The sequence below is a fragment of the Nonomuraea jabiensis genome, from assembly GCF_014204795.1.
GTDB classification, from domain to species: domain Bacteria; phylum Actinomycetota; class Actinomycetes; order Streptosporangiales; family Streptosporangiaceae; genus Nonomuraea; species Nonomuraea jabiensis.
The window spans coordinates 6,518,435-6,531,942 of sequence record NZ_JACHMB010000001.1 but is presented as its reverse complement, the minus strand read 5'-3'; the positions used below and the strand labels follow the sequence as shown (position 1 = coordinate 6,531,942).

The window sequence follows — 13,508 nt, the reverse complement described above, 5'->3', positions numbered from 1 at the left end:
CGCGCCGGGGGACGAGCGGAGCACGGCGGCGCCACAGCCGTCGAGGTGACCTTACGCGTCGACGCGGCGTCGCCGCGCTCCGGGAGGCGGCCGGGCGCGGCGCGCACCGGGAGGTCTGGCAGGTGATGACCGGCCTGCTGCCCGTCTACCTGCCCGGGCCCGGGGAGCGGGCGACGACCGCGCACACGCGGATGGTCGGCCTCGCGGCGGACGTCGCCGAGTGGGCGGACGCGCGGGGCGAGCTGGCGGCGGTGGCCGAGCCGGCGGGCCGGCCCCGCGACTCCGAGCTGGTCCGCCAGGCCCGCCGCCTGCACACCCGGCTCACCGCCTGTTCACCGTGACGCCGGATTCGAGGTCATGGGCGCCGTTCGGCGGCGGCCGGCCGGGACTGGACCGCGCGGACGCGCTCGACGTCGAGCTTGGCCGTCCGGTCGAAGCGGTAGATGCCGTTCTCCTCCTGGAACACGTCGGTGAGCTGCGTGTAGCAGTAGCCGAACATGTCCGGATCGTCCAGCAGCGTCCCGGTCAGGCCGGCGAAGCGGGTGTGGAACTCCTCCTCGTCACCCACCCGCTGCCCGTAGCCCCACGAGCTCTCGCGGTCCGCGTCCTGTTCGGTCCCGGCGAGGTCGGGGTTCCACCAGATGCCGCCGTACTCGCTGACGAGGTACGGCTGCCCGCGGTAGGGGACCGAGATCGGCCGATCGGGCGCGCCGTTGACGAACGGCTCGTCCTTGCCCAGGCCGCTCAGCTGATCGGCGAACACGCCGGGCTCCTGCTCGTAGTTGTGCGAGTCGTAGATGTCGCTCTCCCGTACGCGGTGGCTGTAGCCCGAGGCGTCGATGACCGGGCGGGTGGGGTCGGCGAGCTTCGTGGCCAGGAACATGCCGAGCGTGACGTCGTCGAGCTGGGTGACGCGGTCGTGGATCTCCTGGGTGGTCTCGTTGAGCGGGCACCAGCCGATGATCGACGGGTGCGAGACGTCGCGTTCGAGGACCTCCAGCCACTGCGTGATGAAGGAGGCGGTCGGCTGCTGCTCGTGCCCGGCGGAGGCGCCCCAGTCGCCGAACTCGCCCCACACCAGGTAGCCCAGCCGGTCGGCGTGGTAGAGGAAGCGCTCCTCGAACACCTTCTGGTGCAGGCGCGCGCCGTTGAAGCCCGCGGCCAGCGACAGCTCGATGTCCCGCAGGAGCGCGGCGTCGGTGGGCGCGGTCATGAGGCCGTCGGGGTAATAGCCCTGGTCGAGCACGAGCCGCTGGAAGACGGGGCGGCCGTTGATGAGCACGCGCTTGCCGTCGATCGCGATCGAGCGTAACCCGGCGTAGCTGTCGGCGGCGTCCATGACGGCGCCCGCGGCGTCGAGCAGCTCGATCCTGACGCCGTAGAGGAAGCCGTCGCCGGGCTCCCACAGGCGTACCCGCTCCAGCGGCAGGCGTACGGAGGGGGCGAGGTCCAGGTCGGCGCGGGCGGTCGCGGTGGCGACCACGCCGTCCCCGTCGGAGACGGTCACGCGGACCGCGCTGCCCGGGCGATTGCCGGACAGGGGAACGACGACGTTGAAGGAGGAGGTCGCGACGTCGGGCGTGATGCGCGGGCGGCGCAGGTGCACGTCGGGGACGGGCTCCAGCCACACCGTCTGCCAGATCCCCGTGGTGCGGGTGTAGAGGCACTCGAAGTTCTGGTACCGGGTGGACTGCTTGCCGCGCGCCTGCGGCCCGTGCCGGGGGTCGCGGGCGCGTACCACGATCGTGGCCTCTTCTCCAGGGCGCGCCACCGCCGACAGGTCGGCCGTGAACGGGGTGAAGCCGCCGCGGTGGCGGGCCACCTCGACGCCGTTCACCCACACCGTGGCGTCGTGGTCGACGGCGCCGAAGTGCAGCAGCGTCCGGCGGCCCGCCCAGGCGGCCGGGATCGTCACGGTGCGGCGGTACCACACCGCCTCCATGAAGTCGGTGTGCCCGAGGCCGGACAGCTCCGACTCCGGAGCGAAGGGCACGATGATCGTCCCGGCGAGCTCGCGCTCACGCAGGCCGCGCTCCAGGCCGGAGTCTCCGGCGTCGATCTCGAACTGCCACGGCCCGTTGAGGTTGAGCCAGTCCGTACGGACCAGCTGCGGGCGCGGGTATTCCGGGCGGGGGACGTCATGAGGGGCCGAACTCGGCATCTGACACCTTTCGGGAATGTGACCTGAATCACGCAGCCTATCGATTCACAATCATGTAACCGATTACATACCCTCATGTAACCGATTACATGGAGGTCAGGTGGCTCGCATCAAAGATGTCGCCGCGCAGGCGGGCGTCTCCGTCGCGACGGTCTCCCGGGTGCTCAACGACAACCCCTCCGTCACCGAGGAGACGCGCAACCGGGTCCACGACGCGATGGCCGCGCTCAACTACCGGCCCAACGCCGTCGCCCGGTCCCTGCGCACCGAGGCCACCAGGACGCTCGGGCTGATCATCGGCGACATCCTCAACCCGTTCTTCGCCGAGCTGGCGCGGGCCGTGGAGGACGAGGCCCGCGCGGCCGGCTACACCGTGATCATCGGCAACGCCGACGAGCGCGCCGACCAGCAGGACCACTACGTGCGCACCCTGCTGGAGCGGCGGGTCGACGGGCTGCTGATCTGCCCCACCGCCGAGGTGACGCCCCTGGTGGAGGAGGTCAGCCGGGGAGAGCGTCCGATGGTCTTCCTCGACCGGACGCTGAGCGGCGTGGAGGTGCCCTCGGTGCGCGCCGACGGCAGCACCGCCATCGCCGAGCTGGTCGCCCACCTGCGCGCCCTCGGGCACCGGCGGATCGCGTTCGTGTCCGGGCCGAGCACCCTGTCCACCGGGCGCGAGCGGACCGAGGCCTTCCTGCGGGCGGCGGCCGGGCACGGCCTGGAGATCCCCCAGGAGTACGTGCGCGTCGGCGACTTCCGCGCCGGGAGCGGCCACCGCATCACCGCCGAACTGCTCGACCTGCCCGAGCCGCCGCAGGCGATCTTCCTGGGCGACAACCTCATGGCACTCGGCGCGCTCGACGCGGTCAGCGAGCGCGGCCTGGAGATCCCCCGTGACGTCGCGCTGGCCTCGTTCGACGACGTGCCGTGGTTCAACCACGTCCATCCCCGCATCACCGCGATCAGCCAGCCCACCGCCGAGCTGGGCCGGCGCGCGGTCCGGGTGATCCTCGACGCGCTGAGCGGCCGGGCCGCCGAGTCGGTGGTGCTGCCCGCCAGGCTCGTGGCGCGCGAGTCCTGCGGCGAGACCGGCACAAGGAAGGCCGGCACAAGGAAGGAGGGCCGCTCGTGAGCCAGGCACGCGAGATCCTGCGCGTCGAGGGGCTCGGCAAGAGGTTCCCCGGCGTGGTGGCGCTCGACGGCGTCGACTTCGACCTGCGCGCGGGCGAGGTGCACGTCCTGCTCGGCGAGAACGGCGCCGGCAAGAGCACGCTCATCAAGATGCTGTCCGGGGCCTACCAGCCCGACAGCGGCCGCATCCTCGTCGACGGCGAACCGGTCGCCATCCGCAACGCCTCCGACGCCCAGCGGCTCGGCATCGCCACGATCTACCAGGAGTTCAACCTCGTCCCCCAGCTGACCGTGGGCGAGAACCTCGCCCTGGGCCGGCCGCCCCGCCGCTTCGGGTTCGTCGACACGCGGCGCATGCACGAGCAGGCCCGCGGCATGCTCGACCTGGTGGGCGTCGGCGTCGACCCGCGCACCCGCGTCGCCGACCTGGGCATCGCGCAGATGCAGATGGTCGAGATCGCCAAGGCGCTCGCGCTGAACGCCCGCGTCCTCATCATGGACGAGCCCACCGCCGTGCTCACCACCAGCGAGGTGCGGCGCCTGTTCGAGCTGGTCGGGCAGCTGCGCGAGCGGGGCGTCGCGGTCGTGTTCATCACCCACCACCTGGAGGAGATCGCCCAGATCGGCGACCGGGTGACCGTGCTGCGCGACGGCCGCTCCGTGACCCAGGTGCCGGCCGGCACGCCCGAGGAGGAGCTGATCCGGCTCATGGTGGGCCGGCCCATCGACCAGCAGTACCCGCGCCAGGCGAGCGCGGCCGGCGAGCCGCTGCTGCAGGTGCGCGACCTGAGCCTGGCCGGCGCGTTCTCCGGCGTGTCCTTCGAGGTGCGGGCCGGCGAGGTCGTCGGCCTGGCCGGGCTGGTCGGCGCGGGCCGCACCGAGGTCGCCCGGGCGGTGTTCGGCGCCGACGCCCCCGACTCCGGCGAGGTGCTGGTACGCGGCCGGCGGCTGCCCGGCGGCGACGTGCGCGCCGCCATGGAGGCCGGGCTCGGCCTGGTTCCCGAGGACCGCAAGGGCCAGGGGCTCGTCCTGGGCGCCGACATCGCCGAGAACCTGGGCCTGGTCACCCTGCGCGGCGCCAGCCACGGCGGATTCGTCGACCGGGCCGGTCAGCGCAAGGCCGCCGCGCGGGTGGCGGACCAGCTCGGCGTGCGGATGAGCCACCTCGGCCAGGAGGTGCGCACCCTGTCGGGCGGGAACCAGCAGAAGATCGTGATCGGCAAGTGGCTGCTCGCCGACGCCGGCGTGCTCATCCTCGACGAGCCGACGCGCGGCATCGACGTCGGCGCCAAGGTCGAGATCTACCAGTTGATCAATTCGCTCACCGCCTCCGGCCACGCGGTCCTCATGATCTCCAGCGATCTGCCCGAGATACTCGGGATGAGCGACCGCATCCTCGTCATGGCCAGAGGCAGGCTCGTCGGCGAGCTGGAGGCCGCCGACGCGAACCAGGACTCCGTGATGGCGCTGGCCGTCACCGAGGTGGAGGATGCTCGTGTCCACTAACGTGCTGGCCGTACGGCCGACGGCCAGGACCCTGCTGGCCGAGAACGGCTCGGTCGCCGCGCTCGTCGTGCTCGTCGTGGCCCTGTCGCTGCTGTCCGGCGACTTCCTGACCGTGACGAACCTGCTGAACGTGGGCGTCCAGGCGGCGGTCACCGCGATCCTCGCGTTCGGCTCGACGTTCGTCATCATCACCAGCGGGATCGACCTGTCCGTCGGCGCCGTGGCCGCCCTGTCGGCGATCGTGCTGGCCTGGACGGCCGCCGACAGCGGGCTGCCCTGGCCGCTGGCCACGCTCGTCGCGCTCGCCGTCGGCATCGGATGCGGGCTGGTCAACGCCGCGCTCATCGCGTACGGCAAGCTGCCGCCGTTCATCGCCACGCTCGCCATGCTGGGCGTGGCGCGCGGGCTGGCCCTGGTGGTCTCCCAGGGCAGCCCCATCGAGATGCCGGAGGCGGTCTCCCACCTCGGCGACACCGTCGGCGGCTACCTGCCGGTGCCCGTGCTGGTGATGGCGCTCATGGGCGTGATCGCCGCCGTCGTGCTCAACCGCACCTACGCCGGCCGGGCGATGTACGCCATCGGCGGCAACGAGGAGGCCGCCCGGCTGTCCGGCATCGCCGTCAGCAGGCAGAAGCTCGTCACCTACGCCCTGTCCGGCGCGTTCGCCGCGGTGGCCGGCATCGTCCTGGCCAGCCGGCTCGCCTCGGCCCAGCCGCAGGCCGCCTCCGGCTACGAGCTCGACGCGATCGCCGCCGTGGTCATCGGCGGGGCGAGCCTGTCGGGCGGCAAGGGCAGGGCGCTCGGCACGCTGGTCGGCGCGCTCATCCTGGCCGTCCTGCGCAACGGGCTGAACCTGCTGTCGGTGTCGGCCTTCTGGCAGCAGGTCGTCATCGGCGTCGTGATCGCCCTGGCCGTCCTGCTCGACACCCTGCGCCGCCGAAGCGGCCGCTGACATCACCGCGAACCCAGTAAGAAAAAGTGAGGTACCACCCATGCGCATCCACGCCCTCGTAGCGGCGGGCGCCGCCCTGACCCTCGGCCTGACCGCCTGCGGCTCGTCCGGCACGTCCTCCGCCGGCTCGGCGGGAGCCGGCTCCGGCGGCGACGTCAAGATCGGCATGTCGATCTCGACCCTGAACAACCCCTACTTCGTGCAGCTGCGCGCCGGCGCCGAGGCCGAGGCCAAGAAGCTGGGCGTCACGCTGACCGTCACCGACGCGCAGAACGACGCCTCCCAGCAGGTCAACCAGGTGCAGAACTTCACCAGCCAGAGCATGAAGGCGATCATCATCAACCCGGTCGACTCCGACGCCGCCGCGCCGGCGGTCAAGATAGCGGAACGTTCCAACGTCCCGGTGATCGCCGTGGACCGCGGCGTCAACGGGGGCAAGGTCGCCCAGACCGTCGCCTCCGACAACGTGGCCGGCGGCAAGCTGGCCGCGGAGCGGCTCGCCAAGGAGATCGGCGAGAAGGGCGAGGTCGTCGTCCTGCAGGGCGTGCCCGGCACCTCCGCCTCGCGCGACCGCGGCCAGGGCTTCGCCGACGGCATCAAGGCGTTCCCCGGCATCAAGGTCGTCGCCCAGCAGCCGGCCGACTTCGACCGCGCCAAGGGCCTGGACGTCATGACGAACCTGCTGCAGTCGCACCCCGGCGTCACCGGCGTGTTCGCCGAGAACGACGAGATGGCGCTCGGCGCGATCAAGGCGCTCGGCGCCAAGGCCGGCAAGGACGTCAAGGTGGTCGGCTTCGACGGCACCCCCGACGGGCTGAAGGCGATCGAGGCCGGCACGCTGGCGGCCAGCATCGCCCAGCAGCCGGCCCTGCTCGGCCGGCAGTCCGTCCAGAACGCGGTCAAGGCCGTCAAGAGCGAGCAGCTGCAGGCCACCGCCAACGTGCCGGTGAAGGTCGCCACCAAGGACAACCTGTCCGAGTTCACCGGCGCATGAGCTCCGCAGGCGAACCCGGCGGCCCGCCCCGCCACCCGCTCGACGTCGTGGTGGTGGGGTCGGCCAACGCCGACCTGGTCGTCCAGGTCGACCGGCATCCCGCGCCCGGCGAGACCGTGCTCGGCTCGGAGCTTGCGGTCCACCCCGGAGGCAAGGGCGCCAACCAGGCCGTGGCCGCCGCCCGGCTCGGCGCGCGGGTGGCGCTGCTCGGCCGGGTCGGCGCCGACGGGCACGGGCGGCTGCTGCGCGAGTCGCTGGAACGCGACGGCGTGGACCTCGGCCACCTGCACGACACGGCGGCCGCCAGCGGCATCGCCATGATCGCCGTCGGGCCGCGGGGCGACAACAGCATCATCGTCGCCCCCGGCGCCAACGCGCTGCTCACCGAAGGCGACGTGCTGGACGGCGAGCCGCTGCTGCGGGCGGCCCCGGTGGTGTCCCTGCAGCTGGAGATCCCGCTGCCGGCGGTGCTGGCGGCCGCCCGGCTGGCCCGGCGCGCGGTGCTCAACCTGTCGCCGGCCGTGCCGCTGCCGGACGAGCTGCTGGCGCTGTGCGATCCGCTGGTCGTCAACGAGCACGAGGCGGCCCTACTGCTCGGCACGTCCGGCGCGCCGGACCGGCAGGCCGCGGAGCTGCTGGCGCGCGGCCCCCGCTCGGTCGTCATCACGCTGGGCGCCGACGGGGCCGTGGTGGCCGGGGACGGCGCCGTCCAGGCGGTGCCCAGTCCCCACGTGGCGGCGGTGGACACCACCGGGGCCGGCGACGCGTTCACCGGGGCGCTGGCCTGGCGGCTGGCCGCGGGCGAGCCGCTGGCGCAGGCCGCGGCGTTCGCCGCCCGCGTGGGCGCCGCTGCCGTGCGCAGGGCGGGGGCGCAGGATTCGTACCCGACGATGGCGGAGGTGGAGGAGCTGTGAAGCGCGGCGGTGTCATCAACGCGGCCCTGGCGGGTGCCCTGGCGCGGCTCGGGCACACCGACGAGCTGCTCATCTGCGACAGCGGCATGCCGCTGCCGGCGGGGGCGGAGGTGGTGGACCTGGCGTTCGTGGCGGGCATCCCGTCGTTCGCCGACGTGCTCGACGGCATCCTCGCCGAGATCGTCGTCGAGGGCGCCACGGCGGCCGAGGAGGTCCGGGCGGGCAACCCGGCCTGCGACGCGCTGCTCGGCGCGCGGTTGCCGGGGCTGGCGTACGTGCCGCACGAGCGGCTCAAGCAGCTGTCCGCCGCCAGCAGGCTGGTGGTGCGTACGGGCGAGGCGCACCCGTACGCCAACGTCATCCTGCGCTGCGGCGTGGCGTTCTGACCCGGCGTGGCGTTCTGACCCGGCGCTCTCAGGCGACGCGGTAGGTCTCCGCGGGGCCGGTGCGCAGCGTCAGGCCGTGGCCGTGCAGGTTGGGCGCGCAGTGGGCGGAGACCTGCAGGTGGTGCCCGGCGGCGATGGCGGTGGCGGCGCTGTGCTCGCGGACCAGCCGCAGCCCGGCCAGGTCGTCGGAGGAGACCGGCTCCTCGAACCAGGTCACCTCGTGCTCGCGCATCCGCTCGGCCACGCGGATGGCCTGCTTGGCGCTGTAGCCGCCGTTGGCGTCGACGTACAGCTCGGCCCGCTCGCCGATGACGCGGCGGGCCAGCGCCACGCGGTGCAGGTCGCGCTCGGGGCACGCCCCGGAGAGCGGGACCTCCTCGTGCGCCGCGCCGAACAGGTGCGCGAGCGGGACGCCGAGCAGCCGCGCCTTCAGGTCCCACAGCGGATCCCATGATCGTCTCGGTAAGCAGCTCGGTGACGAGGGACGCGGCGGCGGCGGGGGCGTAGGTCCAGCCCGTGCCGGTCGTGCCGCCGGACGTCACCGTGACGACCACCAGCGTGGTGTCCCGCCAGACCAGGGTGCCGTCGCCTTCCGGCTGATCGGTCGGTATCCGGTAGGCACTCGCCGCGACCCGCTCGATGGTGCTCACCCCGCCCGGCCCTACCCCGCAAGCCCCCGCCAAACGCGCGCCGCGCAATTCCCGGCCCAATTTCCGGCAGCCGCCGAATGGTAAACAATGCGTCCGGTAATTCCCGGCAGCACGCCATCGGACCGGTTCCCGAGTTTATCGCCGCGACATAACGGACAGCCATCTCTCATGTCCTGGGGGAAACGACGCGAACGGCCGTCGCGGCCATGATGTTCGCCCGCGCCGCGAATCTGTGGCGACGGCATGAATGCGCCTCTTCTCATGATGGGGCCGGGGCGGTGTGCGTCGACGAGGCGTACCGGCACTGCGAGCAGATCATGCGCAGCCAGGCCCGCAACTTCTCGTTCGGCCTGCGGCTGCTGCCCGCCCCCAAGCGCCGCGCGCTGAGCGCCGTCTACGCGCTGGCCCGCAGGATCGACGACATCGCCGACGGCGAAGGGCCCGCAGGGCGGCGGCTGGCCCGCCTGTCCGCGATCGGCGCGATGCTCGACGGGACCGCTCCCGCGCGGCACGACCTGGTGCTGGTGGCGCTGTTCGAGGCCGCCCGCCGCTATCCGATCCCGCTCGCGGCGTTCGCGGACCTGGTCGACGGCTGCGCCGCCGACGTGCGCGGGAGCACGTACGCGACGTTCGACGACCTGGCCGGCTACTGCCGGTGCGTCGCCGGCTCGATCGGGCGGCTCTCGCTGGGCGTGTTCGGCGCGGAGGACATGGAGGCGGCCACGCCGCTCGCGGACGCGCTCGGCGTGGCCCTGCAGATCACCAACATCCTGCGCGACCTGCGGGAGGACCGCATGGCCAAGCGGGTCTACCTGCCCGCCCACGACCTCGAACGGTTCGGCTGCACCCTGGACGTCGACGCGTACGGCCGCTTCAGCGACCCGCCGGAGCGCCTGGCCGGGCTCGTCAGGTTCGAGGCGGACCGGGCGCGCGACTGGTTCGCCACCGGGATGCGCCTGCTGCCCATGCTGGACGCGCGCAGCGCCGCCTGCACGGCGACCATGGCCGGCATCTACCAGTGCCTGCTCGACCGCATCGCCGCCGATCCCGGCCGGGCACTGGCCTCCCGGATGTCGCTGACGACGAGGGAGAAGTCCATGGTCGCGGTACGTGCCCTCGCCCGGGCGAGGCGTGGGAGTTGATCGCTGCCGCGCTGCTGGCGGTGCTCGCCGCGCTGTGCAACGCTGCCACGTCGGTCCTGCAGCGGCTGGCGGCGCGTCCGCTGCCGCAGGAGCTGGGACTGCGGTTCGGCCTGATCCGGGCGCTGATCGGCAACCCGCTGTGGCGGTGGGGGATCGTGGCGATGATCGGGGGCTTCCTCTTCCAGGCCGCGGCGCTGTCGAAGGGAGGCATCGCCCTGGTCCAGCCGGCCCTGGTGATCGAGCTCCCGTTCACCATGATCATCATGTCGTGGGCGTTCGGCACGGTTCTGGACGGGAAATCGTGGCTGGCCATCGGCGCGTTGTCGGCCGGCCTCGCGATGTTCCTGGCCGCGGCGGTCCCCGGCCCGGGGCGGTGGACACCGGACACGGCCGAATGGATCGTCGCCGCCGTCGCGACCTCGGCCACGATCGCCGTGCTGGTGACGGCGGGGTCCTTGACCAGGGGGTCCCCTCGGGCGGCCATGCTGGGCGTGGCCGCGGGCATCGGCTTCGCCTTCACGGCCACGCTCATCAAGAAGTGCACGACGATCCTGGCGGACGACCCCCGTGCGCTGCCGGTGTCCTGGCCCCTGTACGCGATGCTGGCCGCGGGCCTGTGCAGCCTGTTCCTCCTGCAGAACGCCCTGCACAGCGGCACCCTCGTCGTCGCCCAGCCGGCGTTGACCATCAGCGACCCCTTGGCGGGCATCCTGTACGGCGCGCTGATGTACGGGGAGCCGATCCGCGCCGGGCCGTGGCTGGTGATGGAGGTGGCGGGCGCCGGGCTCCTGGTCTACGGGATCATCGCGCTGGCCCGTTCGCCGCTCATCTAGGGTCGGAGCCCGACCCCCTCGGCGCGGTGACGAGGCCCGCCTGGACCGGCAGCGAGGCGAACAGCGCGTAAGCCCTGTCCACCTGGCGCTTGCGCGATCGCGGGTCCTCGAGCAGGTCCAGTGCCGCCAGCAGCTCGGACGCGGTGCCGGTGTGCAGGCTCACCCCGGCCCCGGCCATCGCCCGCGCGCCGGCGACGCCGTGGCCGCCGATGGGCCGGTGGATGACGACCGGCAGCCCGGCGGCGAAAGCCTCGTGGCAGGTCAGGCCGGAGCCGTTGTCGACCAGGGCGTGCGCGGCCGCCATGAGCTCCGGCACGTCGTCGCGCCACCCCAGGGCCGGGCCCAGCCCGGCGGCCCGCAGGCGGCGTCGCAGCTCGGCGTTGTTCCCGCACAGGACGATCGGCGTGTAGCGCCCCGACCCCGCCAGGGTGCGCGCGGTCGTAATGACGTCCCCGACGCCCCATGAACCAGTGGAAACCAGCACGAGCCGGTCGCCGGGGTCCACGCCGACGCGGCCCGCCACTCCCCCGGGATCGGCCACCGCCCGCGCGAACTCCGGGCGCACGACCGGGGCGCAGCAGAGCGCCGTACGGCCGCTCCGAGCGGCGATCTCCTCGACGATGTCGGGATTCGGGCACAGATACCGGTCGTTGCCGGGGTGCAGCCACAGCCGGTGCACCGTGAACTCGACGATCAGCACCGTGCTCGGGCAGGGCAGCCCGCCGCGCTCACGCAGCAGCCCCGCGATCTGGGCCCCCAGGTGGAAGGTCGAGACGACCTCGTCGGGCGGCCGGGCGGCGACGAGCCGGCGCAGGGCGGGCAGGGCGAGCACCGTGAGCGGCGAGGTCCCCGCGGCCCGTTTGCCGACGAAGAAGACCTGGTAGATGACGTCGTAGAGCCAGGGGGCGCGCAGGATCATCCAGCGGTATCCGCGGCGCAGCGCCGATCCCAGCCGGAACGGGAGCAGCTGGAGGACATCGATGATCTCTGAATCGGCATTCTCGGCGGCGAGCCGGGCGGCCAGCTCGGCGGCGACCCGGTCATGCGCGCTGCCCATCGGCGCGCTGAGAATGAGGACCCGCCTGGACATCTCATTTCCCCCGATCGGCCGGGCCGCGCTGCCGCTCGGGCTCGCCTGCCTGGCGCTGCTGCACGCGGGTCCCGCCGTCACCTGGCTGCCGCCCGTCCGCCGGCGGCTGCCCTTCATCGCCGGCGTCGGCGACCCCGGCCATGTCGCGCTCACCTTCGACGACGGGCCCCATCCCGGCTCCACCCCACGCTTCCTGGACGAGCTGGGGCGGCTCGGCTGTCACGCGACCTTCTTCGTCCTCGGCGAGCTGCTCGAACGCCACCAGTGGCTGGGCCGCCGCATCGTGGCCGAGGGTCACGAGCTGGCCGTGCACGGCTGGCGGCACGGCAACCCCTTGCTCGCCCCGCCGGGACGGCTGACGGCCGAGATCGGCCGGACCGCCGACCTGGTGCGGGCGGTCGGCGGCGTGCGCCCGGCGTGGTACCGCCCGCCGTACGGCGCGCTCAGCCTGGAGGCGCTGGTCTCCGCCCGCCTTCGCGGGCTGCGCCCCGTGTTGTGGACCGCCTGGGGCCGCGACTGGGAGGCGGCGGCCACGCCCGGCTCGGTGCTGGCCACCGTCTCGGCCGGGCTGCGCGGCGGGGCGACCGTCCTGCTCCATGACTCCGACCACGCCTCCGTTCCCGGGTCCTGGCGACCGGCGCTCGACGCCCTTCCCGCGCTCGTGGAGCGCTGCCGGGCCATGGGCCTGGGCGTGGGCCCGCTGCGGGAGCACGGCGTCGCGTTTCCATAACGGCCACTCCCCCTTTCCCCAAGAATTGAAACGGCGTTTTCCCGGCCCGGTCCGCGAGTAAATTCCGAGCAAATCGCCGGGCAACAGAATGCCGTCATGTTTGCGTTCCCCGGCGCCGGAGAATTTCCCTGTCATGCGGTCAGAGAGATGCCATTCGCGGGAGCCGGCGGAAAAGGCGCGCCGGGAGAACTTCCCGGTGGCCTCACGGCTGCTCCCGCGCCGGCACCGCGACCACCTCATGGCGCTGTACGGCTTCGCGCGCACGGTGGACGATATCGGCGACGAGGCACGCCCCGGCGACCGCCTGAGGCTGCTGGACGAGATCGAGGCCGACCTCGCCCGGCTGTACGACGACCGCCCGCCACGGCTCGCCCCGGTCCGCGCGCTGGCGCGTACCGTCCAGGAGTGCTCCATCCCCGCCGAGCCGTTCCGCCGCCTCATCGAGGCCAACCGGCGTGACCAGACGGTCACCCGCTACGGGACCTTCGACGAGCTCCTGGGCTACTGCGAGCTGTCGGCCAACCCGGTCGGCCATCTCGTCCTGTACGTGTTCGGCGAGGTCAGCGGCCCCCGGCTGGCCCTGTCCGACAAGGTGTGCTCGGCGTTGCAGATCATCGAGCACTGCCAGGACGTCGGCGAGGACCACCGGCGCGGCCGCGTCTACCTGCCGGAGGAGGACCTGCGCCGGGCGGGCTGCCCGATCGGCGACCTCGCGGCGGCGGCCACGTCACCGCGGCTGCGCGAGGTGGTGGCCGTGCAGGCCGCACGCGCCGGGACGATGCTGGCCCACGGGGAGACGATCGTCGCCTCGCTGTCCGGCTTCGCCCGCACGGCGGTCGCGGGCTACGTCGCGGGCGGCCACGCGACCCTGGCCGCGCTGAGAGGCGCCCGCTACGACGTCCTGGGCCGCGCCGTCCGGCCATGCCGCGCGCGCCTGCTCGGGGCGTGGGCGCGGGTCCTCATGACCATGAGCCGGCCCGACGCGGGCCTGCGACGACTGCCGTCGGCATGAGAGGGCT

The 13,508-nt window shown here is 73.2% G+C and carries 14 protein-coding genes; 11 read left to right on the top strand and 3 right to left on the bottom strand.

What is annotated here, in order from left to right; all coding sequences use genetic code 11:
• Positions 1-125: 125 nt before the first annotated feature.
• On the top strand, positions 126-341 hold the full coding sequence (locus HD596_RS29830) for a hypothetical protein (protein WP_185072603.1): 216 nt from the start codon (positions 126-128) through the stop codon (positions 339-341).
• Positions 342-355: 14 nt separating this feature from the next.
• Here the strand turns inward: HD596_RS29830 and HD596_RS29825 are convergent, their stop codons facing one another.
• On the bottom strand, positions 356-2,161 hold the full coding sequence (locus HD596_RS29825; RefSeq protein ID WP_185072602.1) for a glycoside hydrolase family 2 protein: 1,806 nt from the start codon (positions 2,159-2,161) through the stop codon (positions 356-358).
• A gap of 100 nt (positions 2,162-2,261) precedes the next feature.
• Between HD596_RS29825 and HD596_RS29820 the strand changes: the two genes are divergently transcribed.
• Genes HD596_RS29820 through rbsD form a run of 6 tightly spaced genes read left to right on the top strand, consistent with a single transcriptional unit; the run spans position 2,262 to position 8,044 of the window.
• Positions 2,262-3,293 (top strand): LacI family DNA-binding transcriptional regulator, encoded by a 1,032-nt coding sequence (locus tag HD596_RS29820; protein ID WP_185072601.1) that lies wholly within the window; start codon positions 2,262-2,264, stop codon positions 3,291-3,293.
• Positions 3,290-4,798, top strand: coding sequence for a sugar ABC transporter ATP-binding protein (locus HD596_RS29815; RefSeq protein WP_185072600.1), 1,509 nt, complete (start codon positions 3,290-3,292; stop codon positions 4,796-4,798). Before HD596_RS29820 ends, HD596_RS29815 begins: the two co-directional genes overlap by 4 nt.
• Positions 4,782-5,750, top strand: a complete 969-nt coding sequence (locus HD596_RS65740; protein ID WP_185072599.1) for an ABC transporter permease — start codon at positions 4,782-4,784, stop codon at positions 5,748-5,750. The genes HD596_RS29815 and HD596_RS65740 overlap by 17 nt, the downstream gene beginning before the upstream one ends.
• Positions 5,751-5,790: 40 nt before the next feature.
• Positions 5,791-6,744, top strand: a complete 954-nt coding sequence (locus tag HD596_RS65735; protein ID WP_185072598.1) for a D-ribose ABC transporter substrate-binding protein — start codon at positions 5,791-5,793, stop codon at positions 6,742-6,744.
• Positions 6,741-7,658 (top strand): ribokinase, encoded by a 918-nt coding sequence (locus tag HD596_RS29800; RefSeq protein ID WP_185072597.1) that lies wholly within the window; start codon positions 6,741-6,743, stop codon positions 7,656-7,658. Before HD596_RS65735 ends, HD596_RS29800 begins: the two co-directional genes overlap by 4 nt.
• Entirely contained in the window at positions 7,655-8,044 is a 390-nt protein-coding gene (gene rbsD, locus HD596_RS29795) for a D-ribose pyranase (protein WP_185072596.1), read from the top strand. The genes HD596_RS29800 and rbsD overlap by 4 nt, the downstream gene beginning before the upstream one ends.
• A 28-nt stretch (positions 8,045-8,072) precedes the next feature.
• Here the strand turns inward: rbsD and HD596_RS62185 are convergent, their stop codons facing one another.
• Complete coding sequence (locus HD596_RS62185; protein ID WP_313045054.1) at positions 8,073-8,375, bottom strand: enolase C-terminal domain-like protein; 303 nt, start codon at positions 8,373-8,375, stop codon at positions 8,073-8,075.
• Positions 8,376-8,972: 597 nt separating this feature from the next.
• Here HD596_RS62185 and HD596_RS29785 point away from each other — a divergent pair.
• Positions 8,973-9,836, top strand: a complete 864-nt coding sequence (locus HD596_RS29785) for a phytoene/squalene synthase family protein (RefSeq protein ID WP_313045051.1) — start codon at positions 8,973-8,975, stop codon at positions 9,834-9,836.
• On the top strand, positions 9,833-10,669 hold the full coding sequence (locus HD596_RS29780) for a DMT family transporter (protein WP_185072595.1): 837 nt from the start codon (positions 9,833-9,835) through the stop codon (positions 10,667-10,669). The genes HD596_RS29785 and HD596_RS29780 overlap by 4 nt, the downstream gene beginning before the upstream one ends.
• Here the strand turns inward: HD596_RS29780 and HD596_RS29775 are convergent.
• The gene (locus HD596_RS29775; RefSeq protein WP_185072594.1) at positions 10,662-11,759 is read right to left on the bottom strand and encodes an MGDG synthase family glycosyltransferase; all 1,098 of its coding nucleotides are present in this window, start codon (positions 11,757-11,759) and stop codon (positions 10,662-10,664) included. The genes HD596_RS29780 and HD596_RS29775 overlap by 8 nt on opposite strands.
• Between HD596_RS29775 and HD596_RS29770 the strand changes: the two genes are divergently transcribed.
• Together HD596_RS29770 and hpnC are read left to right on the top strand one after the other, a co-directional pair.
• Positions 11,740-12,489: a polysaccharide deacetylase family protein gene (locus HD596_RS29770; RefSeq protein ID WP_221519583.1), complete on the top strand. Its 750-nt coding sequence runs from the start codon at positions 11,740-11,742 to the stop codon at positions 12,487-12,489. The two genes, HD596_RS29775 and HD596_RS29770, sit on opposite strands and share 20 nt — an antisense overlap.
• Positions 12,490-12,622: 133 nt before the next feature.
• Positions 12,623-13,501: a squalene synthase HpnC gene (gene hpnC, locus HD596_RS29765; protein ID WP_185072592.1), complete on the top strand. Its 879-nt coding sequence runs from the start codon at positions 12,623-12,625 to the stop codon at positions 13,499-13,501.
• Positions 13,502-13,508 lie beyond the last annotated feature (7 nt).